Annotated in this window: 25 protein-coding genes; 13 read left to right on the plus strand and 12 right to left on the minus strand. The window is 47.4% G+C overall.

Annotated elements, in window-relative coordinates:
* Window positions 1-58 precede the first annotated feature (58 nt).
* The gene (locus CWI73_RS01190) at window positions 59-715 is read left to right on the plus strand and encodes a Fe2+-dependent dioxygenase (protein WP_126751184.1); all 657 of its coding nucleotides are present in this window, start codon (window positions 59-61) and stop codon (window positions 713-715) included.
* A 19-nt stretch (window positions 716-734) separates the two neighbouring features.
* Here CWI73_RS01190 and CWI73_RS01195 read toward each other — a convergent pair whose 3' ends face one another.
* Genes CWI73_RS01195 through CWI73_RS01205 form a run of 3 tightly spaced genes read right to left on the minus strand, consistent with a single transcriptional unit; the run spans window position 735 to window position 2,299 of the window.
* A complete protein-coding gene (locus CWI73_RS01195) occupies window positions 735-1,160 on the minus strand; it encodes an MAPEG family protein (protein WP_126751185.1) in 426 nt (141 codons plus the stop codon).
* Between the two features lie 38 nt (window positions 1,161-1,198).
* Window positions 1,199-1,504 (minus strand): putative signal transducing protein, encoded by a 306-nt coding sequence (locus CWI73_RS01200; RefSeq protein ID WP_126751186.1) that lies wholly within the window; start codon window positions 1,502-1,504, stop codon window positions 1,199-1,201.
* Between the two features lie 18 nt (window positions 1,505-1,522).
* The gene (locus CWI73_RS01205; protein WP_241968801.1) at window positions 1,523-2,299 is read right to left on the minus strand and encodes a sulfite exporter TauE/SafE family protein; all 777 of its coding nucleotides are present in this window, start codon (window positions 2,297-2,299) and stop codon (window positions 1,523-1,525) included.
* Window positions 2,300-2,340: 41 nt separating this feature from the next.
* Between CWI73_RS01205 and ftsB the strand changes: the two genes are divergently transcribed.
* The 9 genes from ftsB to rpoS all read left to right on the plus strand — a co-directional run bounded on the left by ftsB (window position 2,341) and on the right by rpoS (window position 8,858).
* Window positions 2,341-2,622, plus strand: a complete 282-nt coding sequence (gene ftsB / locus CWI73_RS01210; RefSeq protein ID WP_053953517.1) for a cell division protein FtsB — start codon at window positions 2,341-2,343, stop codon at window positions 2,620-2,622.
* Between the two features lie 4 nt (window positions 2,623-2,626).
* A complete protein-coding gene (gene ispD, locus CWI73_RS01215) occupies window positions 2,627-3,364 on the plus strand; it encodes a 2-C-methyl-D-erythritol 4-phosphate cytidylyltransferase (RefSeq protein ID WP_126751188.1) in 738 nt (245 codons plus the stop codon).
* A 12-nt stretch (window positions 3,365-3,376) separates the two neighbouring features.
* Window positions 3,377-3,856: a 2-C-methyl-D-erythritol 2,4-cyclodiphosphate synthase gene (gene ispF, locus CWI73_RS01220; protein WP_126751189.1), complete on the plus strand. Its 480-nt coding sequence runs from the start codon at window positions 3,377-3,379 to the stop codon at window positions 3,854-3,856.
* A complete protein-coding gene (gene truD, locus CWI73_RS01225) occupies window positions 3,856-4,911 on the plus strand; it encodes a tRNA pseudouridine(13) synthase TruD (RefSeq protein WP_126751190.1) in 1,056 nt (351 codons plus the stop codon). The genes ispF and truD overlap by 1 nt, the downstream gene beginning before the upstream one ends.
* On the plus strand, window positions 4,908-5,660 hold the full coding sequence (surE, locus tag CWI73_RS01230; protein WP_126751191.1) for a 5'/3'-nucleotidase SurE: 753 nt from the start codon (window positions 4,908-4,910) through the stop codon (window positions 5,658-5,660). The genes truD and surE overlap by 4 nt, the downstream gene beginning before the upstream one ends.
* 8 nt (window positions 5,661-5,668) lie before the next feature.
* Window positions 5,669-6,304, plus strand: a complete 636-nt coding sequence (locus CWI73_RS01235) for a protein-L-isoaspartate(D-aspartate) O-methyltransferase (RefSeq protein WP_380299074.1) — start codon at window positions 5,669-5,671, stop codon at window positions 6,302-6,304.
* Entirely contained in the window at window positions 6,301-6,885 is a 585-nt protein-coding gene (locus tag CWI73_RS01240; RefSeq protein ID WP_053953523.1) for a YqaA family protein, read from the plus strand. The genes CWI73_RS01235 and CWI73_RS01240 overlap by 4 nt, the downstream gene beginning before the upstream one ends.
* A gap of 20 nt (window positions 6,886-6,905) precedes the next feature.
* On the plus strand, window positions 6,906-7,790 hold the full coding sequence (locus CWI73_RS01245; protein WP_198675134.1) for a peptidoglycan DD-metalloendopeptidase family protein: 885 nt from the start codon (window positions 6,906-6,908) through the stop codon (window positions 7,788-7,790).
* Between the two features lie 78 nt (window positions 7,791-7,868).
* A complete protein-coding gene (gene rpoS / locus CWI73_RS01250) occupies window positions 7,869-8,858 on the plus strand; it encodes an RNA polymerase sigma factor RpoS (protein WP_126751193.1) in 990 nt (329 codons plus the stop codon).
* Between the two features lie 55 nt (window positions 8,859-8,913).
* On the opposite strand, the gene mutS is transcribed toward rpoS, so the two are convergent.
* Window positions 8,914-11,490 carry a DNA mismatch repair protein MutS gene (gene mutS / locus CWI73_RS01255; RefSeq protein WP_126751194.1) on the minus strand — a complete coding sequence of 859 codons (2,577 nt, stop codon included), beginning with the start codon at window positions 11,488-11,490 and terminating at the stop codon, window positions 8,914-8,916.
* 31 nt (window positions 11,491-11,521) lie between these two features.
* Between mutS and CWI73_RS01260 the strand changes: the two genes are divergently transcribed.
* The gene (locus CWI73_RS01260; protein ID WP_126751195.1) at window positions 11,522-12,019 is read left to right on the plus strand and encodes a CinA family protein; all 498 of its coding nucleotides are present in this window, start codon (window positions 11,522-11,524) and stop codon (window positions 12,017-12,019) included.
* A gap of 107 nt (window positions 12,020-12,126) precedes the next feature.
* Window positions 12,127-13,209, plus strand: coding sequence for a recombinase RecA (gene recA / locus CWI73_RS01265; protein WP_126751196.1), 1,083 nt, complete (start codon window positions 12,127-12,129; stop codon window positions 13,207-13,209).
* Window positions 13,210-13,261: 52 nt separating this feature from the next.
* Here recA and CWI73_RS01270 read toward each other — a convergent pair whose 3' ends face one another.
* On the minus strand, window positions 13,262-14,572 hold the full coding sequence (locus CWI73_RS01270) for an anti-phage deoxyguanosine triphosphatase (protein WP_126751197.1): 1,311 nt from the start codon (window positions 14,570-14,572) through the stop codon (window positions 13,262-13,264).
* Between the two features lie 79 nt (window positions 14,573-14,651).
* Between CWI73_RS01270 and rssA the strand changes: the two genes are divergently transcribed.
* Window positions 14,652-15,629 (plus strand): patatin-like phospholipase RssA, encoded by a 978-nt coding sequence (rssA, locus tag CWI73_RS01275; protein ID WP_126751198.1) that lies wholly within the window; start codon window positions 14,652-14,654, stop codon window positions 15,627-15,629.
* Between the two features lie 122 nt (window positions 15,630-15,751).
* Here the strand turns inward: rssA and putP are convergent, their stop codons facing one another.
* The 7 genes from putP to pspF are packed head-to-tail and all read right to left on the minus strand — an operon-like array spanning window position 15,752 to window position 23,712.
* Window positions 15,752-17,281, minus strand: a complete 1,530-nt coding sequence (gene putP / locus CWI73_RS01280; RefSeq protein ID WP_126751199.1) for a sodium/proline symporter PutP — start codon at window positions 17,279-17,281, stop codon at window positions 15,752-15,754.
* A 24-nt stretch (window positions 17,282-17,305) separates the two neighbouring features.
* The gene (locus CWI73_RS01285; protein ID WP_126751200.1) at window positions 17,306-18,118 is read right to left on the minus strand and encodes an ATP-binding cassette domain-containing protein; all 813 of its coding nucleotides are present in this window, start codon (window positions 18,116-18,118) and stop codon (window positions 17,306-17,308) included.
* Window positions 18,115-19,107, minus strand: coding sequence for an oligopeptide/dipeptide ABC transporter ATP-binding protein (locus CWI73_RS01290; protein WP_126751201.1), 993 nt, complete (start codon window positions 19,105-19,107; stop codon window positions 18,115-18,117). Before CWI73_RS01290 ends, CWI73_RS01285 begins: the two co-directional genes overlap by 4 nt.
* Window positions 19,107-20,000, minus strand: a complete 894-nt coding sequence (locus CWI73_RS01295; protein ID WP_126751202.1) for an ABC transporter permease subunit — start codon at window positions 19,998-20,000, stop codon at window positions 19,107-19,109. Before CWI73_RS01295 ends, CWI73_RS01290 begins: the two co-directional genes overlap by 1 nt.
* A gap of 1 nt (window position 20,001) precedes the next feature.
* Window positions 20,002-21,015: an ABC transporter permease gene (locus CWI73_RS01300; RefSeq protein WP_126751203.1), complete on the minus strand. Its 1,014-nt coding sequence runs from the start codon at window positions 21,013-21,015 to the stop codon at window positions 20,002-20,004.
* Window positions 21,012-22,640: an ABC transporter substrate-binding protein gene (locus CWI73_RS01305; RefSeq protein WP_126751204.1), complete on the minus strand. Its 1,629-nt coding sequence runs from the start codon at window positions 22,638-22,640 to the stop codon at window positions 21,012-21,014. Before CWI73_RS01305 ends, CWI73_RS01300 begins: the two co-directional genes overlap by 4 nt.
* The gene (gene pspF / locus CWI73_RS01310; RefSeq protein WP_126751205.1) at window positions 22,633-23,712 is read right to left on the minus strand and encodes a phage shock protein operon transcriptional activator; all 1,080 of its coding nucleotides are present in this window, start codon (window positions 23,710-23,712) and stop codon (window positions 22,633-22,635) included. Before pspF ends, CWI73_RS01305 begins: the two co-directional genes overlap by 8 nt.
* Window positions 23,713-23,864 lie beyond the last annotated feature (152 nt).

Here is a 23,864-nt window from a genome sequence, read left to right on the forward strand (position 1 = left end):
TTGAGTGACGGAACTCGTGTATATTTGCAGAAATGATAACTATTCGCAAGTTAAAACTATGATACTTCATATTCAAAAAGCGGTGGATGAAGCTGTTATTGACAGCCTGGTGGCAGGTTTATCGGCAGAGCAATTCGGTGACGGCAAAGCGACGGCAGGCTGGGCTGCAAAAGAGGTTAAGAACAACCAGCAATTGACCGGAAAAAAAGCAAAAGCAGCAACTGATTTATTATTAGAGAAGCTTCACACAAACCCTCTGGTTCAGTCGGCTATGCGACCAAAGCATGTGGCTCGTTGTAGTATTAATCGTTATGAAGTGGGTCAGTACTATGGTACTCACATGGACGACTCCCTGATGAACGGTGTACGCACCGACATTTCGTTTACGCTGGGTTTATCAGAGCTTGATACGTTCGAGGGCGGTGAACTGGTTATTGAAGACACCAGCAGTGAGAGAAGCTGGCGTCTGGGAAAAGGGGATATATTGATATACCCAAGCCATTACCTCCATAGGGTTAATGAGGTGACCCAGGGAGCTCGTCTGGCAATGATAGGCTGGATTCAAAGCGTTATAAAACAACCTAACCATCGAGAGCTTTTGTTTGATGTCGAGCAATCGTTGAAAGCGGAATTTGATGCTAATGGTAAGTCTGAGAACTTTGATCGGTTAACAAAAGTGTTTCATAACCTGATGAGAGAGTGGGCGGATATTTAATACCGCCCACGTTGAATGCTTAGCTGGCTAGTGTTGAACCGCAAACGACCAGTAAGGCGATATTAGCGAATAGGCCAATCATAAAGAAATAGCTACGCGGGCTTGGGTTCTTTTCAGTGGCAATAGCGTAGTAAAGCACCATGTGAATAAGGCGTGCTCCCACAAATACCCAAACCAGCAGCGCCGTCCAGAATGCACTTGCCCCGATAAAGAACGCCAGAAAGGTAGTGCCCAGCATAAGAGGGTAGTTTTCAAGTGAGTTCATAAATGTCCGGTGCGCACGAAAAACGAATGAGTTGTGACTGAGTGACTCGTTAATTTTCCCCGGCACGGCGCCTGGTTGTTTGGCTTTGCGTCCACTAGCGACCAGCCACTGAACCAATAAAATAATCAGAGCTGCAAAAACGCCCCAGTAAGCCAGTAAATAAGTTTCAGATCCGTTCATTGTTATCTCCTTCGTTATTATCTTTAAGGTGCGCTCGGCTAGTTCGCAGCTGCGCCACAATTCCAACAAACTTCAAAAGCTGACCCGTTGAGCTCCTGACATTGGTTACAGCGCCAGTCGTCACCACGTGCCTGTTCTTCCAGTTGCTGAATAAGTTTCTGAGCAGTATGGAGTTGAGTGTCATCAACCAACCAAAGCTCTGGCCAGGTGTCCAATGGCGCTAAGTCGCCGGCCGCACCGCTGGAAAACTCATTTTTCATAACGGTTTCTATGCCGTTCATGCGCAATACATTACGCGCATTTTCCACTAAAAGTTTGTTTTCACGGGTATAAATTAACGTCATAGCTACCTTCAAGTCGTTTTACGAGCTAATGCTTTGAGCCAATACACTAACACCGGACAGCATCATTAATATTAGTGTTAATTGACGAAAACGGTATTCCGAAACATGATGCTGGAGCTTGTGACCGACTGTTGCGCCAATGAGCGCGCCCGGCAATAGGCTCAAAATAAGGTAAAAGTGTGCTTCTGCGTAGATGGCCTGACGCGAAAAATTAAACACGTTAGCAATAGCGATACAGCAAAAAAACAGACTTAAAGTGGCTCTGAACTGCTGCTTAGGAATACGAGCGTTTGCCAAAAACAGAACTATGGGGGGACCGCCGAGTGTCATTAAGCCATTTAAAATACCGGAGCTACTGCCTACCGCAATGTGGCCCGGCGCGTGCTCGGCAGTTGGAAACTGCTTTCCGCTGGCCAGCGCTAATGCCACCGCTAGAATGACGCCGCCAAGTGCCAACTTAATGAGTTGGTCATCAATGGCGAGTAATAAGGAGCCCGCAATAATTGACGTGATAACGCCGGATATAATCAGCCACTTCCATTGCGATGGACGTGCGGCTTCACGGTTTTTCCAGTATATCCAGGCACCAACAATGATGTTAATAACGGATAATGCAGGCGTAAGAACGCTAATAGGGAACCATAAAGCCAGAATAGGAACGGCGAGCAAGCCGGAGCCAAAACCACTAATGCCTTGCAGCATAGCGGCAAAAAAGAATACTAATGCGGCGGCAAAATACTCCAATTTAACCTCTTTTATTGCTAATGTTTGAAAACGGCTTTTCAGTCGCTGCAATAGTCTTCATAATGATAACAATAATAACAACGGAGCTGAGCATGCGGGTGACTCTGGTCGTGTTGTTGACCTTATTCCTGGCACTACAATACCGTCTCTGGTTTGGGAAAAACAGTTTGCCAGATTATTGGCGTTTGCAACAGGAAGTCAGCAACCAAAAAGTAACCAATGAAAATCTCGAACGGCGCAATCAACTGATTTACGCAGACATTGAAGACCTGCGTGACGGTGAAGATGCGCTTGAAGAGCGTGCTCGCAATGAACTGGGAATGATTAAAAAGGACGAAGTGTTCTTCCGTCTGGTTCCGGACAGAGCACAATAACGATATGACAAGTACAGAGCCCACCGAACACTGCAACGTTAAAGCGGTTATACCGGCAGCCGGTCATGGCAGCCGAATGCAAAGCGATATTCCTAAACAGTTTTTAACCGTTGGCGGTAAAACCTTATTGCAGTACAGCATTGAAGCGGTATGCGCTGACCCTCGCGTGACTGAAGTGATCGTGGCCGTGTCAGATCCTGACTCAAGCGACTTGCCGAATGCTTCTGAATTTCAGGTGGCACAACCCGTTACTTATATCAGTGGTGGTGATACTCGTGCTGAGTCGGTTTGTAGAGGTGTTGAGTACGCCGTGGCACAGGGAGCAACTCATGCACTGGTTCACGATGCTGCACGTCCTTGCTTGCCCAAAGAGGCGTTAGTGCGAGTCATTGATAGCGGAACAGCCAGTCAGCATGGTGCTATTTTAGCGATTCCGGTTCGTGACTCTTTAAAACGTGCAATGACATCGAGTGGCATGGCAGCACACATTGAAGAAAGTGTTGATCGTGAACACTTATGGCAGGCACAGACACCGCAAGTGTTCCAGGCACAAACGCTGTTAAATGGTATTAAGCATATGGGCGCCCATAATCCACAACTGACTGATGAAGCATCAGCGATGCAATGGCTGGGTTACCAACCGGTGTTAGTGGAAGGGGCTTTTAAAAACGTAAAAGTTACGCATCCTGAAGATTTTGAATGTGTTGCCAGCTGGCTGCTGGCATCTACAACGACGGAGTAAGGAAATAACTCAATGAAGATTCGAGTGGGTCATGGTTACGACGTGCATCGGTGGGGGGCTGATAAACCGCTGATTTTAGGCGGTATTGAGGTTCCTCACTCACAGGGGCTGGAAGCACATTCAGATGGCGATGTTGTTCTTCACGCGGTGACTGACGCACTGTTGGGGGCTATGGCATTAGGCGATATTGGTAAGCACTTCCCGGATACCGATGAACAATACAAAGGTGCTGACAGCGCACAACTTCTGGAACACGCCGTAAACTTGTGCCAAGAGAAAGAGTTTCAGGTGGGCAATATTGACGTAACCATTGTTGCTCAAGCGCCGAAAATGGCTCCGCACATAGATGATATGCGCGCACGCATTGCAGGCTGTTTAAAAACCTGTGTAGACAACGTTAATGTAAAAGCAACCACAACCGAAAAGCTGGGCTTTGTCGGACGTGAAGAAGGTATTGCCTGTCACGCAGTGGTACTGATGGAGTCGTTTTAATGCTTGCTCCAGAGACGGTTAATTGTCAGGAGCTAACCACTCTCAATGCCGGTGAAAAGCCGAGCGCCAATTTCAAAGCGACCCCTGAAGACTTTCAGGTTATAGAGCAACTGACTGTCGAAGACGAACACGACGGAGAGCATCAATGGCTTTGGGTTAGAAAGCGAGGGGCCAATACTGTCTTTTGTGCTGAAAAAATTGCCCGTTTTGCCGGCGTGTCGCCAAAACAGGTCAGTTACTCCGGTCTGAAAGACCGGCAAGCGGTTACCTGGCAATGGTTTTCCATACAGCTACCCGGTAAAGATACGTTGGACTGGCAGTCGTTGAACGATGACGAAATGACGATTGAGAAGGTCATAAGGCGAACGAAAAAGCTGCGTAGCGGTTTACATAGTGGCAATCGGTTTGTCATTCGTTTGCACGGTGTTAGCGACATGGCTTTGTTGAAAGAGCGCTGGAAGCAAGTCATGCAAAACGGTGCGATTAATTACTTTGGCGAACAGCGCTTTGGACGCAACGGTGACAATGTAGCTGCGGCTGAGCGTTGGATTATGGCCAGTCGCCCAAAACGTTTGTCAAAAGCGAAGCGCGGACTTTATTTGTCGGCATTACGGAGCTTCTTATTTAATTTAATGGCTTCAGAGCGAGCCAAGCAACTGGGCGCAGATTCGTTATTAGAGGGTGATTGTGCGATGTTAGCTGGCTCTAACTCGATGTTTACTGTTGAGCACTGGGACCATGAGCTTAAACAAAGACTTGCCAGTAAGGATATTGAAATAGCGTTACCGCTGCCGGGGTCTGCCAATAAGTCGATGAGCGCGGGTGAGTCGGCTGACTTTGAGAACAAGCTGCTAGATCCTTACCAGAGCTGGATAGAGGCACTTGCTAAACTTCGGGTCGATGAGGGACGGCGTGCGTGGAAAGTCACCCCCGATGAGCCAGAGCTAAAAGAACTTGACGAAAGTACCGTTGAGCTTAGCTTTACCCTCCCATCTGGCGCCTATGCGACAACGATTTTGACTGAAATTGCGACGATAAGTGGTGAACACAAATGATGAAGATTCTATTGAGTAATGATGACGGTGTACATGCTCCGGGTATTCGCGCGCTTTATTTAGCGCTCAAAGAGGTTGCAGAAGTACGGGTAATCGCACCTGACAGAAACTGTTCCGGCGCTAGTAACTCGTTAACACTGCATAACCCGCTGCGCATTCGCAAACTCGACAATGGCTTTTACTCGGTCAATGGTACGCCAACAGATTGTGTTCACTTAGGCACGAACTCGCCAATAGCGGAAGATGTCGATATTGTCGTTTCGGGCATTAATGACAGCCCAAATATGGGCGACGATGTTCTTTATTCCGGCACCGTCGCTGCCGCTATGGAAGGGCGCTTTATGGGACTGCCATCCATTGCTGTGTCGATGGGGGGACGAGGGCACGACTACTATGAAACTGCGGCAAAAGTTGTTGCTGATATTGTCGCTGATATGGAAAAAGCGCCGCTGCGTTTAGATACCGTGCTGAACATTAATGTACCCTATACCACTTACGACAAGTTGAAAGGTACAAAAGTGACCAAGTTAGGTCGTCGTCATCGCGCCGACACCATGGTTCATGACCGTGACCCATTCGGTAACGAGATTTTTTGGTATGGCCCGATTGGACATCATGCAAGCGATGAACCGGAGACCGACTTTGCTGCAATTCATGATGGTTATGTGTCTATTACGCCATTAAGTCTGGACATGACGGCACAACGCCATACCGATACGCTAACGGAGTGGTTAGATCAGAAAAAATGATGACAACAATGAGTGGACAGGCAAGAGCCAAAAAACTTATACAGCAACTGAGTGACCTGGGCATTACTAACCAGGAGGTGTTACGGGTTATTGCTGAAACCCCGCGCCATGTGTTTATGCCAGAGTCATTAGCACACAAAGCATACGAAAACACGGCGTTGCCTATTGGAAATGGTCAGACTATCTCGCAGCCGCTAATGGTCGCGACAATGACTCAGTTACTCATGCAGCATAACTGTCATAATGTACTGGAAATAGGCACGGGTTCTGGTTATCAAACGGCGATACTGGCGCAGTTGGTGGATAAGGTGTTTAGCGTGGAGCGCATTGCTCAATTGCAGTATCAGGCAAAGCGCCGTTTACGCCAGTTAGACCTACATAATGTGTCAATGCGTCATGGTGACGGTTGGAAAGGCTGGAGCAGTAAAGCGCCTTTTGACGGTATTATTGTCACAGCAGCCGCCAGCGAAGTACCTTCTGACTTAGTGGCACAGTTAGCCGACGGTGGTGTCATGATTATCCCTGTTGGCGATAAGGATGAAGCACAAAGCCTGACGGTTATTCGTCGTTTCGGCGATAGCGTTGAACAACAGCAAATTGGTGATGTTCGGTTTGTACCTTTGGTTAAAGGAGAGCTCAGTTGAAGCTGTTTTCTGCGCTTTATGACAAAGTATTAAGTTGGTCTGAACACCCCCGGGCTAAAACAATTTTGGCCTTACTTAGTTTTTCCGAGTCGGTGATTTTCCCCATTCCTCCGGATGTGATGCTGGCGCCAATGGCAATGACGCAACCGGACAAAGCCTGGCGCTTGGCATTTTTAACCACGGTGAGCTCGGCTGCCGGTGGAGTGTTGGGCTACTTTCTTGGGTTCTGGGCGTTTGAAACTGTTGTTTTACCCGCTGTAGAGACTATGGGGTATGAAAGTAAGCTGGACACTGTTAAAAGCTGGTTTGCAACCTGGGGCTTTTGGATTGTCTTTATTGCTGGATTTTCGCCCATTCCCTATAAATTATTTACGGTGACAGCGGGTGTTATGCAAATTGCATTTTTCCCGTTTTTATTAGCATCGGTTATTAGTCGCGGGTTGCGCTTTTATCTGGTGGCATGGTTGCTCAAAACCGGTGGCCCTAAAATGGCTGTAAAACTTCGTGAATATGTTGATCGAATAGGCTGGTCACTGGTAATACTATTGATAGTAGCCTACATAGTGGTGCAATTGGTTTAGGGATGCGATTGAAAAACGGGATGTTACAGAGTCTTATAGTGCTTGCCTTGCTGCCAATTGTGCTGCAAGGCTGCAGCAGTCGCTCTCAGCCAGCTCCCGTTGACACCTTATATACAGGCAAAACCTATCGTGACTTTCAGCCCAACTCTTTGAATGCGAAAAAGTACGAAGTACAAAAAGGTGAAACACTTTACTCAATTGCTTTTCGCGCCAATATGGATGTCGATGATATAGCCCGCCTGAATAACTTAAGCCGGCCTTATACGATTTACCCGGGGCAGACACTGGACTTAGTGGGCAGTGCAAAAAATACCGGCACCAGTGAACCGACTCAAAGACCTCAAAGTAATAAAGAAAGAGCAAAGAACGCACAAAATAATATAAGAACGCCCGTTGCCAAGACTCAGAAGAAAGAGTATGGTCAAAAAGTAGACACGGAAAAAACAGTGAAAAAACAAGCCGATACTCGCAAACAGAACCGTCAAAAACCGGTGCGGGTAAGGTCTGAAACGGCAATGCCAAGTAACGCTGAGTTAGCCTGGCAATGGCCGTCGACAGGTAAGGTTATTGAACGTTTTTCACTGAAAGATCGAGGTAATAAAGGTCTCGATTTCGCCGGTGACAGGGGCGATCCTGTAAAAGCTGCGGCGGCCGGTAAGGTAGTTTATGTTGGAAGTGCGCTTAGAGGTTTTGGTAATTTAATCATTTTGAAACATAACGATGATTACATTACAGCCTATGCCCACAATGAGGACATTCTGGTGAAAGAAAAGGAATGGGTGGACATGGGTGAAACGATAGCTCGCATGGGCGACTCAGGTGCTAAACAAGTGAAGTTGCATTTTGAGGTTCGTTTCAGAGGTAAGTCGGTGAATCCTGAGCATTATTTACCGAGCTCTCGCTAGTGACGTGGAAATAATAATAACAAGATATGGAGGTCGACGTGTGCATTAACACGGTTTTCAGATTAACAGGAGCTTGTTATGAGCCAGATAAAGGAAGAAGCTGTCGACACTATCGAAATCAGTGAGGAAGAAGCGCTACTTGAAAATGCAGATGAAGCGCAACAGTCTGCAACGAGCTCTGATGAGGAGTTAGAAGAGGCGCTGTCATCGTCCTCAAGTCAGTACCAAAAGAAAATGGATGCCACTCAGCTTTATTTAGGTGAGATAGGCTTCTCCCCATTATTAACCGCCCAAGAAGAGGTCTTTTATTCACGTCGTGCGTTAAAAGGTGATAAAGCCGCGCGCCGACGCATGATTGAAAGCAACCTTCGCTTGGTGGTTAAAATTGCCCGCCGGTACTCAAACAGAGGTTTAGCGCTATTAGATCTGGTTGAAGAAGGTAACCTGGGTCTTATCCGCGCCGTTGAAAAGTTTGATCCAGAGCGCGGTTTCCGTTTTTCAACCTACGCGACTTGGTGGATACGCCAGACAATAGAACGGGCAATTATGAATCAAACGCGTACTATTCGTTTGCCAATTCATGTGGTTAAAGAGCTCAATATCTACTTACGCGCAGCACGCGAGCTGGCGCACAAGCTCGACCATGAGCCGACAGCTGAAGATATTGCAAAAAGTCTGAATAAGCCTGTGGGTGACATTACTAAGATGCTGCGTTTGAACGAGCGTATTGCATCTGTTGATACTCCGGTTGGCGGTGAAAATGATAAAGCTCTGCTGGATATTCTCGCTGACGAGGATGACCACGGCCCAGAGGGTGTACTGCAAGACGAGAACTTGAAAGCTAACATTACCGATTGGCTGGATTCGTTGAACTCTAAGCAGAAAGAAGTTTTGGCGCGTCGTTTTGGTTTATTAGGATACGAGGCCTCAACGCTTGAAGACGTTGGTCGTGAAATAGGTTTAACTCGGGAGCGGGTTCGCCAAATTCAGGTGGAGGCGCTAAGAAAGCTAAGAGATTCCCTGAAGCAGCAGGGATTGACGTTGGATGCCCTTTTTTCCGGGCAATAATTTGGCATAACTGTTTTAGAGAGAGGGCTCGGATAAAACCGAGCCCTTTTTGCTTCTAGAGTTTGTTTTGCCAACTAAAGAGCAAATCGAGAGCTTGTCTCGGGCTTAAGTTATTTAAGTCGGTTGTTTTCAGCTGCTCTAAAATGGGGTTTGGCTGTGTGGGTTCAAGCGGCAAACTGGGCTGCTTTTCGTTGGTCTCAGCCGGAACTGACTTGTGGCTCCCATGATGCGCCGTCTCCAGCTCTTTTAGTTTCAGTTTAGCTTGTTGAATAACGTGCTCCGGAACCCCCGCTAATTTCGCAACCTGTAAACCAAAACTTTGGCTTGCAGCACCTTCAGTAACCGTGTGCAGGAATGCTATGGTATCGCCGTGCTCTTTGGCATTAACGTGCACATTACTGGTTGCCGGGAGTTCATCTGCCAGTTCTGTTAACTCAAAATAGTGTGTGGCAAACAGAGTTAGGCATTGCAGCTTTTGAGCCAGATAGTCAGCACAGGACCACGCAAGCGACAAGCCATCGTAGGTTGACGTGCCTCGACCAATTTCATCCATAAGCACCAGACTATTTGGCGTTGCATTGTGCAGAATGTTTGCCGTTTCTGTCATTTCTACCATAAAGGTCGAGCGACCAGAAGCGAGGTCATCAGATGCACCTATACGCGTAAAAATTCGATCGATGCGGCCAATGCGAGCGGCGCTTGCAGGAACGTAACAACCCATGTGCGCCAGAATGACAATCAGCGCTGCCTGACGCATAAAGGTAGACTTACCCCCCATATTGGGTCCGGTAATCATTAACATGCGCTGTGTATCGTTTAAGGCAACGTCGTTGGCTATAAAAGGAGTCTCGCTGAGCTGCTCAATAACCGGGTGGCGGGCTTGCTCAAGTTCTATCAGGCTCGACTTATCCGTCAGCTCTGGGCGGCAATAGTTCCAGTTGTTCGCTAGTTGCGCGAAGCAGCTGAGCGTATCTAACTGAGCTAACGCCGAGGCGGTTCTTTGTAAGTCAGCGACGTGCGGCATAAGCTGCTCAAAGAGTTGATCGTATAACCACTTTTCTCGAGCCAGCGAGCGCGCCTGCGCATTGAGTACTTTGTCTTCGTGCTCTTTCAGCTCAGGAACAATATAGCGTTCTGTGTTTTTTAATGTTTGGCGACGCTGGTAGTGCTCAGGGACTGAGTCTGCATTTTGTCGGCTAACTTCAATAAAGTAACCATGCACCTTGTTATAGCCAACTTTCAAGGTCGCAATACCGGTTTGTTGGCGTTCCCGCTGCTCCAGCTGATGCAGGTAGTCGGTGGCACCGGTGGCTAGATCGCGTAGGTCGTCCAGCTCACTGTCGTAGCCTTCGGCAATAACGCCGCCGTCCCTTATCAGTAAAGGCGGGTTATCGGTAATAGCGCGCTCTAAGCGATCAACCACTTCAGGGAAAAGCAAAATAGCCTCGTTCAATTGGTTGAGACTTTGGTGCTGTAATTGGCTTTTAATATCAGGGAGCTGTTTCAGACTGTCTCTTAAACGGGCAAAGTCTTTAGGACGGGCGGTTCTTAAGCCAACCCGCGCAACGATACGCTCAATGTCTGAGAGCGACTTCAGGCTAGTCTGCAAAGGCTCGTAAGCGTTGTTTTCTAGTAGAGCGGCAACCGCATCGTAGCGTTTATTTAAGGCTTCCTGGTTTCGAATCGGACGCTGTAGCCAACGTTGAAACTGGCGGCTACCCATGGCCGAGGCTGTTTTATCCAATACTGCCGATAAATGCGTGTTAGCGTCGCCCAGGCTTTGTTGCAACTCGAGGTTACGGCGAGTAGCAGCATCCAGAATAAGGGCATCATTAGGGTGCTCCGTAACAATCGACTGAATATGCGGCAACGCCGAGCGCTGAGTTTCTTTAACATAGTGAAGAATAGCGCCGGCCGCTCCCAGTGTTGGTTCGTCGGCTTTAAGCCCAAAGCCTTCCAAGTGCTGCGTAGCAAACTGTCGGGTTAATAATTCAAATGCGGTTTGTTGTTCAAATTCCCAGGCTGGGCGGCGTTTACAGTTTGCTTTGGCCAGCGGCAAGCCTGCTAATGACAGAGTGTCTGGGTAGAGAAGCTCTGCCGGCTCCAGACGTTGCATTTCTGCAGCAAGTTGTTCGTGGGAGTTAGCTTGAGTTAACCAAAAACGTCCGCTGCTAAGCTCCAGGCTGGAAATTGCATACAGGTCGTCTTTTAAGGCCGATATAGCGACTAACAGTTTTTGTTGTCGTTCGGCCAGTAGCGACTCGTCAGTTACTGTTCCCGGCGTGACAATGCGAACGACCTTGCGTTCGACAGGCCCCTTGCTCGTAGCAGGGTCGCCAATTTGTTCACAAATAGCGACAGATTCGCCTAAATTGACGAGTCGAGCTAAATAGTTTTCGACCGCGTGGTAGGGAACACCGGCCATTGGAATGGGCTCGCCGTTACTTTGTCCGCGAGCGGTCAGAGAAATATCGAGAAGTTCTGCCGAACGTTTGGCATCATCATAAAATAGCTCATAAAAATCCCCCATGCGATAGAATAAAAGCATGTCCGCATGTTGTGCTTTTATACGTAAGTATTGCTGCATCATTGGGGTATGTGATTGGATATATTTTTCAGAAAAATCAGGCATAGTTGAGTTATTTTTATCTGGAGCCAATGTTATGGTAACAACCACAGTTATTACGCCGCAAACCTTAGAACTCGCGGAACAGCTCGGTCAGTGCTTGTTGGAAAAACAGCAAACAATTGCCACTGCAGAGTCCTGTACCGGAGGGGGAATAGGATACGCTATTACGGAAGTGGCGGGAAGTTCTGCTTGGTTTAATGGCGGATTAATCACCTATACTAACGACCTGAAGCGACAGCTACTGAATGTGAGTCAGAGAACGCTTGAAAAAGATGGGGCTGTGTCAGCGGAGTGTGTGAAACAAATGGCACTTGGCGCCCAGGCTCAATGCAATACGTCGTGGGCTATTGCGATTAGTGGTGTGGCAGGGCCCGGCGGTGGTACCGCCGAAAAGCCAGTGGGACTGGTTTGGATGGCTTTAGTTGGACCCGATTGCGAGGAAGTTTGGTCGCAAACTTTCACGGGGAATAGACAGAAGGTGAGAAGCCAAACCATCGACGAAGTCTTGCAAAAAGCAATAAATCAGTTTTGATTACAGTAACTTAGCTGTCATTTTATAAAACTTTTTAATGAATACTTGATACTGTAAAAACGTACAGTATACTGTGTATAAAACCAGTAATTAATGCGGAGCTTAAAATGAGCAATGATCGTCAAAAAGCGTTGGATGCAGCGCTCGGGCAAATCGAACGTCAATTTGGTAAAGGATCTATCATGCGGTTGGGTGACAACCAGACGTTGGATATTGCCTCTGTTTCAACAGGTTCGTTAGGGCTGGATATTGCTCTTGGCATTGGTGGTTTACCCTTTGGACGAGTGATAGAAATTTACGGACCGGAGTCCAGTGGTAAAACGACAATGACTTTAGAAGTTATTGCTGAAGCCCAAAAAATGGGGAAAACCTGCGCCTTTGTTGACGCTGAGCACGCTCTCGATCCTATCTACGCTGAAGCTCTAGACGTTAACGTAGATGACTTACTTGTGTCTCAGCCTGATACGGGAGAGCAAGCACTGGAAATTTGCGATATGTTGGTGCGTTCCGGTGCTGTTGACGTTGTGATTGTTGACTCGGTAGCTGCCTTAACACCTAAGGCCGAGATTGAAGGCGAAATGGGCGATAGCCATGTTGGCTTGCAGGCGCGTTTAATGTCACAAGCGCTTCGTAAATTAACGTCAAATATTAAAAAATCGAACACCATGTGTATTTTCATCAACCAGATTCGTATGAAAATTGGTGTGATGTTCGGTAACCCCGAAACCACAACGGGTGGTAACGCACTGAAGTTCTATTCCTCTGTTCGTTTGGATATTCGCCGTACGGGTGCCTTGAAAGAAGGCGATGAAGTTGTCGGTAACGAAACTCGTGTGAAAGTGGTTAAGAACAAGGTTGCGCCTCCATTTAAAGAAGCAAACTTCCAAATTTTGTATGGTAAGGGCATTTCTAAAGAAGGCGAGCTGATTGACCTGGGTGTTAAGCACAAGATGGTTGATAAAGCGGGCGCTTGGTATAGCTATAAAGGCGATAAAATTGGCCAGGGCAAAGCAAACTCAATGAAGTTCTTGCAAGAAAACCCCAAAATAGCGGACGAACTGGAAAGCAGAATACGTGAGCTCTTGCTGTCAAAGCCTGAAAAGAGAACCAAAGAAGATCGTGAAGCGGAGAGAGCAGCTGCAAAAGAAGCTGAAAACTCTACAGAGTCAAGCGATGACAACGTGTTGTAAGTTGCGTTGTTAAGAATGAAAGTACAAAGGCCCTGGATTTATCCGGGGCCTTTTAAATTGAGGGGTTTATTGCAAAGAGTTGTTGGTAGAGCTTTGCCGCATAAGCGTCGGTCATGCCGGATAAGTAATCTGAAATAACCCGAGGGGCATTGTTTCCATGCTCTTGTTCGTGCAGGTAGCGTAAGCGAGTATTTTCTGGAAGCAGTCTTTCTGGCTCTACAGAAAGCACATCAAACAGCTCCATAACTATTTGCTGCCCTTTAAACTCTTGCGCCTGCATTTCAGGCTTGCGAATAACCCACTTAAAAATGAACTCTTTTAGTGCATTAAGCAGGTGCTTCTCGGAATCTCCAAGTGCAACTTGGTACTGTAACAACGGACATTCAAAGTCGTTGTCTGTTTTTATTAAGGTTGCAGAAGTAACCAGGCGGTTGACCAAGCTACCAATGGCTCCTTTGCGCTCATAATGATCATCAGAAAACAGAGCATGAGTCAGCGATTCAGCGTTAAAGTCAGGCAGTGGGCTTTCCAAAGACCGCAACCTATCGAACATATGCTTCATCCAGTGATCGCGCTGAATAAGCCCAACAACTATGGCGTCTTCGAGGTCATGCACGCCATAAGCAATATCGTCAGCCGCTTCCATAATAGAGGCATCAACGCTTTTTAACGCGCTGCGGCCGTGTTTAGTGGTTTGTGGCTCTTCTGAAAGTGTCTGAAAGGCTTGTTTGTCACTAGTCGATAATGGGGCAAGCACCCAGTCTAATTGGGCGGCGTCATCGTTATATAAGGCTTTAGGGGGCAACCATTGCCGCGTCGGTAAATGCTTAAAGTTACTGACATCTTCAGGTAATTGTTCGCGGCGAACCTGGCTGGCTAGAACAGGGTATTTCAGTAACCCGAGTAAAGTGCGACGGGTTAAATTCATGCCATGCTCTGGCGTGTAGGCTTCGAGCTTGGTAACTATACGAAAGGTCTGGCCGTTACCTTCAAAACCACCGTTATTGCGCATCATGTAATTGAGCGCAATTTCTCCGCCATGACCAAAGGGCGGGTGACCAATGTCGTGAGCCAAACATAAGGATTCTAATAGAGGTTCAGAAAACTCAAGTAGTTCTGAGAGCTCAGGGTGCCGATGACTTAAATGAACAATAAGACTTGCACCAATTTGACTGGCCTCCAGCGAGTGGGTTAAACGAGTTCTTGGAAAGTCGTGCATACCCACGTACATAACCTGAGTCTTTGCCTGCAGCCGTCTAAATGCGGCGCTATGTAATATTCTGGCTTTATCTCGCTGGAAGGGGGTACGGGTGTCATTGGGTCGATTGCTTAATATGTTAACTTGACGGTCAGTCCAGGGCATAGATAGCTCAGGTAGGTTGTTGAAAACTCAGTAATCATAGTACGATACTTAAACAAATTAAAAAAGTGGGAAAAATCACATGTCGGAAGTGAAAGTTGCATTAGCTCTAGGCTCTGGAGCGGCTCGTGGTTGGTCACATATTGGTGTTATTAAAGCCCTCGAAGAAATGGGTGTGCGCATTAATATGGTGGCAGGCACTTCCATTGGCTCACTAGTTGGAGCGGGTTATGCGTCTGGTCGCCTGGCTGAAATAGAGCAATGGGTGCAGGGAATGAGTCGCTGGGAAGTGTTCAACCTACTGGACTTTGGGTTTAACCAAGGCGGCATTATCGGCGGCGAAAAAGTATTTAACCATGCTCGGGAAGAGTTCGGCCAACGCAATATTGAAGACCTACCTATTACTTATGGCGCTGTGGCAACAGACCTCTACAGTGGCCGTGAAATTTGGTTACGGAAAGGGGATTTATACGACGCATCGAGAGCTTCCTGCGCCATGCCTGGGGTTCTGTCACCTAAGGCGTTTGACGGACGCTGGTTAATTGATGGTGGACTGGTTAACCCTGTTCCCGTGTCGCTGTGTCGGGCCCTGGGTGCTGACTTTGTTATAGCCGTGCATTTGAATTCTCAGTTGAACTCCCGGGCGGTAGAGAAAAGAGGTCGCAGTATTCCGCCGCAAACAGAGACTGAACAGCTCGAAAAGGAAAAAGCTGAAATAGAAAGACATGCGGAAGACGATAATGGCTTTTTCGATAATCTGTGGTCGGGCAGTAAAGAATATTTAGACAGCTTTAAAGAGCGTTTTAAAAGCAATGGGCATAAAGCGCCGGGTATGTTCAGTGTCATGGCAAGTTCTATAGATATTATGCAGGAGCGTATTACTAAGGCACGTATGGCGGGCGATCCGCCGGATGTTTTAGTGCAGCCCAAACTTGGTCATATCGGCATTATGGAGTTTTATCGTGGGCAGGAAGCTATTGATATTGGTTATGACACTACCACACGTATGCGTGATTTGATCATGGATGAAATTGAGTTATACAGAGAGCGCCGCGGTTAAGCGGCGCCCAAACTTTCAAGCCTATTCTTTAGTAGCCGCCATAAGGACCGACAGCTAGAAACAAAAAAGACCAGCACGATAGGCTGGTCTTTTTATAGGTTTACGGCGTGGCGTGTTGTTAGTTAGCCTTGTTTGTCACCGTGATAGTAATCATCGATAACGCTTTCCATTTCTTCGAACTTATCTTGCAGTTCTTTCTCTGGCTCAGCAGTTAGTTTGCTGAAAATGATGATAGCCAGTGTTGATAAGATGAAGCCTGGCACAATTTCGTAGACGTAAGCAGATAGCTGCTCGCCGCCAAAGGTTGGGCCGTAAATCCAGAACAGTACTGTAATAGCACCTGCCAACATACCGGCAAGAGCACCATGACGGTTCATGCGTTTCCAGAACAGGCTCAGAATAACCACAGGACCAAATGCGGCGCCGAAGCCGGCCCATGCGTTACTGACCAGACTTAAAATGGTGTTCTCTGGGTTCCATGCTAACCAAATAGCCACTAACGAAACCGCCAATACTGACATACGACCGACGAATACCAGTTCTTTTTCACTCGCGTCTTTACGTAAGAAGGCTTTATAAAAGTCTTCCGTCAGCGAGCTCGAGCTAACCAATAGCTGCGAAGAAATTGTACTCATAATGGCTGCCAGAATTGCCGCCAGCAGGAAGCCACCAATCAATGGGTGGAATAAGAACTGTGAGAAAATGATGAAAATAGTCTCAGCATCCGGCAATGTCATCTTGGTTTCTGCGACATAGGCAATACCGACAAAACCAGTTGCCATAGCGCCGATGATAGATACCGTCATCCATGAAATACCAATGCGACGTGCAGCTTTCACGTCACTGACAGAGCGAATAGCCATGAAACGAACAATGATGTGTGGCTGACCAAAATAGCCGAGACCCCAGGCAAGCAAAGAAAGAATACCTAAGGTGCCTAGTATTTCACCGGTGGCCCCATCCTTAAAGAATGCTAAGAAGTCAGGGTTAATCTCACTGACTTGGCCCACAACACTGCTATAACCGCCAAGCTCAGCAAAGGCGACAATAGGCACCAGAACCAGAGCCACGAACATAATGCAGCCTTGAACAAAGTCCGTCATGCTTACTGCTAAGAAACCACCGAACAGGGTGTAAGCACATACCACACCGGCGGTCACCCAAAGACCCGTGGTGTAGTCCATGCCGAATGAGCTGTCGAACAGCTTACCGCCGGCAACCAGACTGGCTGAGGTGTAAAGCGTAAAGAAGATAATAATAACCACAGACGAGAATATACGCAGTCTACGGCCTTTATCATTGAAGCGGTTTGCAAAGTAGTCCGGAATTGTAATGGAGTCGTTTGCAACCTCTGTATAGGTTCTTAAGCGTGGTGCTACGATAACGTAGTTTAGATACGCGCCAATGACCAGACCCACTGCAATCCACAGCTGCGAGACACCTGAGACATAAATTGCACCGGGTAAGCCCATCAGCATCCAACCACTCATGTCAGATGCACCCGCAGATAACGCGGTAACGCCAGGACCGAGGCCTCGACCACCTAGCATGTAACCTGATACTGAGTCAGTTGACTTTTTGTAGGCGTAAAGACCAATACCTAGCATGGCGATAAAATACGCTGCTAGTGATATCAGAGTACCTGTTTCCACATTAAACTCCTGTTGTTTTGGTTTTTAGTCAGCGATCTTTTTTGCTTTGTCGCTTTTGAATTTAATCTGCTTATTTAAGTGGTCATGCAGCAACTGATGAACATAAGGTTGCTGATCATCACCTAGTACTATGTCTGTTTTATCAAACACGATCATTTTACCACGATATAAAATTAATATCTTATCAGCAATGTGTTTCACAATTTGCGGCGAATGAGTCACTAAAATATACGAAATACCCATATCTTGCTGGAGATCGAGCATAAGGTTAATAATTTGAGCTCTAACTGATGGGTCGAGCCCAACCAAGGCTTCATCGGCAACGACAATCTGCGGCTCGAGGATGATAGCCCGTGCAATACAAACACGCTGTTTTTGTCCACTGGACAGCATATGCGGGTAAAACTCCCCATGCTCCGTTAGCATACCCACTCGCCTCAAAGCTATATCGATTTTTTCGTTACGCTCTTGCGCCGTTAAGTTGGTATTGAACTTTAAAGGCTCTTCAAGCTGTTTACGGAGAGTAAGGTGAGTATTCAGGGAGTTCTCACTGTCCTGAAATATCATTCGGATATTGTGACAACGCTGCTGGTAATGCTGGTTATGTAGCTTTTGGCCGTTTAGCCACAGTTCACCAGAGCTGGGGTTATCTACGCCGGCAATGATTTTTGCCAGTGTTGATTTGCCGGAGCCTGTTTCGCCCATAACCGCCAGCGTTTCACCTGCATCGATATGAAAAGATATTGGCTCTATCGCCACTGACTTTTGACTCCAGGGCCACGCCTTACGGGGACGGTACGTTTTACCGAGGTTTTTGACTTCCAGTAAATGGCTCATGACTCAAGCTCCAAAAGCGGGAAATGGCAATGGAAGACACGTTGCTGTTTTTGGGTTGCCAGTGGTGCTTTTACACACTGCTTTTGCGCATAAGGGCAGCGAGGACCAAGGCGACAGCCAATCGGCATATGACGTAACGTCGGAATAGCTCCCGGCAATGTCGGCAGGCGTGCTTTATGAGGCAGCTCTTGTTGTGTTTGCAGCGACATTCTGAGCATTGAGTCGGTATAAGGGTGGGCCGGATGGTTAATAACTTCCTCCGCAGGCCCTGTTTCCATAAGCTGACCGCAGTACAATAAAGTCAGTTGTTTAGTCTCCGGCAAAATAGACGTCAGGTCCTGAGAAATTAGCAGCACAGACATTTCCTGACTGGCTGCCAGTCGCGCTAAAAGCCGATGAATTTGTAACTTCGTCGATGGCTCCATAGCTGTTGTTGGTTCGTCAGCAATGAGTAGACGAGGGCGGTGAGCAATGGCAATGGCGATACTGACTTTTTGAGCAACCCCTTGCGAGAGCTCAAACGGATAACTGTCTATGACTGACTCGTGATCGCGAATACCTACCCGGTGCAATAACCGCTTAACCCGGGTTTTCCTGTCCACACGGCGTCGCATGAACGTGCCGCGTACATCGCCTTCAGGAATAGCTTCAACAATTTGTTGTTCAACAGTACTATTTGGATCCAGGTAAGAATATGGATCCTGAAATATCATGGCCATATCCCGACCGGTCACAGCGCGGCGTTGTTTGGTGTTCATGGCTAATAAGTCCTGGCCGTTCCACCACAGTCGGTCCGCGGTTACCTCCCAGTTGGGGTTAGTAAAACCAACAATAGCTTTTGCCAAAAGACTCTTACCGGAGCCAGATTCGCCAACCAGGCTATGAATTTCCCCTTTACCGAGTTGTAAGTTTACCTTATCCAGCACCCGAACGATTCCGTGCGGTGTTTTCATTTCAACTGTTAAGTTGCGAATATCCAGTAACTGCATTAGCTGTTCACCCTTTCGCTGAGCGCACGGCGCAGACTGTCGCCGACAATATTAATCGACATTATGGTGACGAATAAGGTTACGCCCGGCAACACCATTGACCAAGGCGATAAATACACTTCGTCAAGGCTGCGTGCCAGCATGCTTCCCCACTCAGGGGTCGGTGACTGTATACCAAGCCCCAGAAAGCTTAACGCAGCAATGTCCATAATAGCCACAGATAAAGACACGGTCAGTTGCATAACCAGTATGGGGGTAATGTTCGGCAAGATAACCCGGTACAGCAGGTAAGGTTTGGAACAGCCATTAAGTCGCGACGCGGTGACATAGTCTTTGTGCCACTCCTGATGCACAGCATTACGAGTGACAAAAATAAATTGAGGTATCAGTGACAGGGTAATAGCTAACGCAACATTAAATAACCCCGTCCCTAATATGGCAATAATAATCAGTGCCATTAAAAATGAGGGAATAGAGAGCAAGGTGTCGAATACGCGTGAAAATGTCTGATATTTAATGGTACGGTCAATGCCCAAAACGGCTCCGATAACCATGCCAATAATGGACGAAACAGCGACCATAAGAATTGGCAGACCCAGGCTGTAAATACTACCGATAAGCAATCGTGACAGCATGTCCCTGCCAAGGTCATCCGTTCCCATTAGAAATTGAATGTTGCCTTGTTCCGTCCACGACGGAGGCAGCGAAACGGCATCCGCAAATTGCATCGACGTACTGTAGGGGGCAAGTATAGGAGAAAAAATAACAACCAGAATCATTGCCAACAGGATGTACAACGCCGTCATGGAAAGCAGGCGCTCTTTAAAGCGGCGCCATACCAGCGTTAACGGGCTGGGGTTTTCGTCTTTGTAATACAGGTTAATATGCGGCATGTTATTCCTGCCTCACAATAGGGAATCGCCATCCACGATAGAGATCCACCACTAAGTTAAACAGTAAAATAGTCAAGGCGATAATCAGTACACAAGCCTGGATGACAGGAAAGTCGCGCTCGAAAATAGCACGTACTAGCCAGTTACCAATGCCCGGCCAGTTGAATATAGACTCGATAACAATGCTATTGCTGAGTAACAAGCTGAAAATAAGTGGCACTTGCTGCAAGACTGACTGCGTGGCATTTGGCACAGCGTGTTTTATTAACACTTGAAACTCGTTAAGACCGCGGGCTCTTGCCGCTTTGACGTATGGCTTTTGCAGCATTTCCTGAGTGGCGTTACGCATTAGTCTAAGCAGCAGCATCATTGGCATGATGGAGAGAATAATCACCGGCAGAATAAGGTGATTAAGTGCATCCTGAAGTGCTGCCGCTTTATAGTCTGAGTCGCTTATTACAATATCAATTAAAATTGACCCGGACTGAGGGGCAATACCGTATAACGGATTGATTTGCCCGGTAATAGGCAGCCAGTCTAGTTTTACTGCAAAAAACAGAATAAGTAGCTGAGCTAACCAGAACACCGGAATGGAGTAACCTGCCATGGCCAGGCTAATAACGCCTTTATCAATGGGCCCACGAAACTGGGTGGCAGCAAAGATACCGCTGAGTACACCAATAAGTACCGCAAGAACTAATGCGCCGACAATAAGCTCCAGAGAAGCGAAGAGGTGTTGATAGGTATGCTCGAAAACATAGTCGCCGGAGCTGAGAGAAGCTCCCCAGTTGCCTGACAACAAGTTCTGCATATAGTTAATGTACTGAAATGCGATGTTTTTATCGGCACCTCGTATTTCTGAAATAACCGGGTAATAGTCGCTAAAAGTTCGCACCCCAGTCATATTGGTGACAGGGTCGCCGGGAAAGAAAAAGTTAAGAGAAAAAGTGAATACCGTTAATAAAAAGAACGCAATAATAAAAACAAACAAACGGCTGCTGAGGTAACGGATCATTGTTCGCTCTCCTCAGCTGTTGTCACTTTGGTTGCCAGGCGAAAGTTGATTCCCCCATAAGGCGGTAACTGGACGCCTCGTACTGATTTTTTCTGAGCCTGGTAGCGGCGTGAATGAGCGATAGGTAATAGCGGTAGCTGCTGGTTGAGTATGTGTTGAGCGCTTTGATAGAGCGCCTTGCGTTCATTGGCGTTAGTTGTCGCAATGGCTTCGTACAACAGCTGGTCAAACCCAGGGTGACACCAGTTAGCGCGGTTACCGCCGGTTGCTACCGCAGCGCAGCTTAATAACGGCCGGAAGAAGTTATCCGGGTCAGCATTGTCTGCGTACCAACCTATTAAAACAGTGTCGTGTTCGCCACGCGACAAGCGTCGTCTAAAGGTATTCCACTCATAAGAAACAATACGGGCATTCACACCGACTTGTGCAAGGTCCGACTGCATAAGCTCTGCCATTCTGCGTGCATTAGGGTTGTAGACACGCTGGACTGGCATTGCCCAGATATTAATACTGAGTTCACTGTGGCCAGCTTCTTCAAGCAGTTTGCGGGCTTTCTCAGGGTTGTAGTCATATTGAATTCCCTGATTATCGTAAGCCCAGGACGTTGGTGGTAGTATTGAGCGTGCCAACTCCGCGTTACCGTAGTAAATTGTATCAATAATGGCCTGGCGATTTATGGCATGGCTGAGCGCCTGGCGAACCAGTGGATCATCAAACGGTGGCCTCTTTGTATTAAACGCCCAAAACGAGACATTCGGGCTAACCTCGTTAGTGACTATTATGTCATCGCGATTCAAAGCCTGAAGTTCGCTAATAAGCGGGTAAGGAATAATATCGCATTCACCGGTAACCAGTTTTAACATGCGTTTATTGGCATTGGGAGTAATGGAGTAGACTAGCTGTTTAATTCCGGGGCCTTCACGCCAATAATCAGGATGTTTTGTGTAGCGTATTAGCACGTCCTTGCGGAAGCTTTCAAAGCGATAAGGGCCAGTACCTATGGGTTTTTGATCGATTAAGTAGGGCATGTCCTTAACGGACAGTAATTGGGCGTACTCTGCTGACAGAATAATGGCGAAGTCGGTCGCTAAATTTGCAAGAAAAGAACTGTCAGCATTATTCAACACAATGTCGACGGTCATTTCATCGACTTTCACTACCTTTTGAATGAGTTTATCGAGCCCGGTGGCGCTGAAGAATGGGTAACTGCCGCCAACGTTGTGATAAAGACTGGTTTCATCAAGCCAGCGATTAAAACTAAAGCGCACGTCTTCTGCATTGAACTCACGGGTTGGTGAAAAATAGTCTGTCGAGTGAAACTCGACACCTTCGCGTAAATAAAAGCGATAGCGCGTACCGTTATCAAGAGGCTCCCAGCTTTCGGCGAGCGCCGGCACAAAGGCCTGCTTTTCAGCGTCGTAGTCAATTAAACGGTCATAAAGCTGGGCTGCGGTAGCGTCGACGGTTGTGCCTGAGGTAACCAGTTGCGGGTTGAAGGTGTCGGGGTTGCCCTCTGAACAGTAGATAATGCCTTCGGACAGCGGCGTCACTTCTTCTGTGCTGGGTTCACAGCCGCTCAGTAGTATGGTTGTTGCTGAAATGAGTAAAGAAAACGCTTTAGTCATTATTCGCGGCCGCTCCGTCCAGCAGTTGGTATTTCTTTAAGTATCCTCTGAGCTGATGATAGGTCAAACCGAGATAAGATGCTGTCTTTTTTTGATTAAATTGCGACAACCGGAGCGCTTGTTTTAGCAGTTCTTTCTCGTAGTCCTGTGAGAGCTGTTTAAATTCGACAGGCTCATCGGGCTTCAACGTCGAGGTTACTTTTGAATGACCGTTGTCTGACGCTGGCTCCGGCGGTGCGTTTTCTGAGACCTGAGGGCTTGACTGCGTTGCTGTTGAGATACCGGGACGGAAAGGACTGTCGAACGGATCAAGAATAATATCATTAATGGGAACGTGGCCATTGCCTAACCGGTACAGGCTACGCTCAACGGTGTTTTTAAGCTCACGGACATTGCCCGGCCAGTCATAGCTTAAAAGAATTTTACGAGCTTTTTCGGTAAAGCCACTAAAGAGTTCAAGCTCCATTTCCCGAGCCATTGATACAGCAAAGTGTTCTGCCAGCACCATAATATCTTCTCGTCTTTCCCGAAGGGGAGGCAGCGTTATAACGTCGAAGGCTAAACGGTCGAGTAAGTCGGAGCGAAACTTACCTTTTTCTGCAAGAGTAGGTAAGTCTTCATTTGTTGCTGCAATTAAGCGGGTGTCGACTTTAACCGGCTGGCGGCCACCGACACGCTCAAATTCACCGTATTCAATGACGCGGAGCAGCTTTTCCTGAACCCGTAAGGACGTGTTGGCCAGTTCATCCAAAAATAACGACCCACCGTCGGCGCGCTCAAAACGACCTTCGTGACGCTTCGCCGCGCCGGTAAATGCTCCAGCCTCGTGTCCGAAGAGTTCGCTGTCTAGCAGGTTTTCATTTAAAGCGGCGCAGTTGAGGGTTAAATACTGCTGTTGCCAGCGTTGTGACAGGTAATGGCAGCGCGCAGCAATAAGCTCTTTACCGGTACCACGCTCACCAATAATAAGGACGGGCTTATTTAAAGGGGCTATTTGTGAAATCTGTTCCAGAACTTCAACAAAGCTGTTGGACTGACCAATTAAATTGTCTGATGGACGCGAATTACTCATCGACTGAGCCTTAATTATAGTTATTTTTGCTAATTATTAGTCTATTTCACGAACTGTGACAATGCCTGGTTATGTCACAAAATATAAAAAACCTTATTAATCATTGCTCTAGCTAAATATAAAAAGTTGGCTCGATACTTGAATAATGTATG

This window comes from Idiomarina piscisalsi (assembly GCF_003987095.1).
In the GTDB taxonomy this organism is placed as follows: domain Bacteria; phylum Pseudomonadota; class Gammaproteobacteria; order Enterobacterales; family Alteromonadaceae; genus Idiomarina; species Idiomarina piscisalsi.

Excerpts from the sequence above, each read along its gene's own strand:
- recA (WP_126751196.1), top strand. The coding sequence starts at position 12,127 with ATGAGCAATGATCGTCAAAAAGCGTTGGATGCAGCGCTCGGGCAAATC.
- CWI73_RS01285 (WP_126751200.1), bottom strand. The coding sequence starts at position 18,118 with ATGAGCCATTTACTGGAAGTCAAAAACCTCGGTAAAACGTACCGTCCC.
- ftsB (WP_053953517.1), top strand. The coding sequence starts at position 2,341 with ATGCGGGTGACTCTGGTCGTGTTGTTGACCTTATTCCTGGCACTACAA.
- CWI73_RS01260 (WP_126751195.1), top strand. The coding sequence starts at position 11,522 with ATGGTAACAACCACAGTTATTACGCCGCAAACCTTAGAACTCGCGGAA.
- rssA (WP_126751198.1), top strand. The coding sequence starts at position 14,652 with ATGTCGGAAGTGAAAGTTGCATTAGCTCTAGGCTCTGGAGCGGCTCGT.
- CWI73_RS01305 (WP_126751204.1), bottom strand. The coding sequence starts at position 22,640 with ATGACTAAAGCGTTTTCTTTACTCATTTCAGCAACAACCATACTACTG.
- CWI73_RS01200 (WP_126751186.1), bottom strand. The coding sequence starts at position 1,504 with ATGACGTTAATTTATACCCGTGAAAACAAACTTTTAGTGGAAAATGCG.
- ispD (WP_126751188.1), top strand. The coding sequence starts at position 2,627 with ATGACAAGTACAGAGCCCACCGAACACTGCAACGTTAAAGCGGTTATA.
- CWI73_RS01195 (WP_126751185.1), bottom strand. The coding sequence starts at position 1,160 with ATGAACGGATCTGAAACTTATTTACTGGCTTACTGGGGCGTTTTTGCA.
- CWI73_RS01190 (WP_126751184.1), top strand. The coding sequence starts at position 59 with ATGATACTTCATATTCAAAAAGCGGTGGATGAAGCTGTTATTGACAGC.
- CWI73_RS01245 (WP_198675134.1), top strand. The coding sequence starts at position 6,906 with ATGTTACAGAGTCTTATAGTGCTTGCCTTGCTGCCAATTGTGCTGCAA.
- ispF (WP_126751189.1), top strand. The coding sequence starts at position 3,377 with ATGAAGATTCGAGTGGGTCATGGTTACGACGTGCATCGGTGGGGGGCT.
- CWI73_RS01270 (WP_126751197.1), bottom strand. The coding sequence starts at position 14,572 with ATGCCCTGGACTGACCGTCAAGTTAACATATTAAGCAATCGACCCAAT.
- rpoS (WP_126751193.1), top strand. The coding sequence starts at position 7,869 with ATGAGCCAGATAAAGGAAGAAGCTGTCGACACTATCGAAATCAGTGAG.
- CWI73_RS01290 (WP_126751201.1), bottom strand. The coding sequence starts at position 19,107 with ATGCAGTTACTGGATATTCGCAACTTAACAGTTGAAATGAAAACACCG.
- pspF (WP_126751205.1), bottom strand. The coding sequence starts at position 23,712 with ATGAGTAATTCGCGTCCATCAGACAATTTAATTGGTCAGTCCAACAGC.
- CWI73_RS01295 (WP_126751202.1), bottom strand. The coding sequence starts at position 20,000 with ATGCCGCATATTAACCTGTATTACAAAGACGAAAACCCCAGCCCGTTA.
- CWI73_RS01300 (WP_126751203.1), bottom strand. The coding sequence starts at position 21,015 with ATGATCCGTTACCTCAGCAGCCGTTTGTTTGTTTTTATTATTGCGTTC.
- mutS (WP_126751194.1), bottom strand. The coding sequence starts at position 11,490 with ATGCCTGATTTTTCTGAAAAATATATCCAATCACATACCCCAATGATG.
- surE (WP_126751191.1), top strand. The coding sequence starts at position 4,908 with ATGATGAAGATTCTATTGAGTAATGATGACGGTGTACATGCTCCGGGT.
- CWI73_RS01235 (WP_380299074.1), top strand. The coding sequence starts at position 5,669 with ATGAGTGGACAGGCAAGAGCCAAAAAACTTATACAGCAACTGAGTGAC.
- truD (WP_126751190.1), top strand. The coding sequence starts at position 3,856 with ATGCTTGCTCCAGAGACGGTTAATTGTCAGGAGCTAACCACTCTCAAT.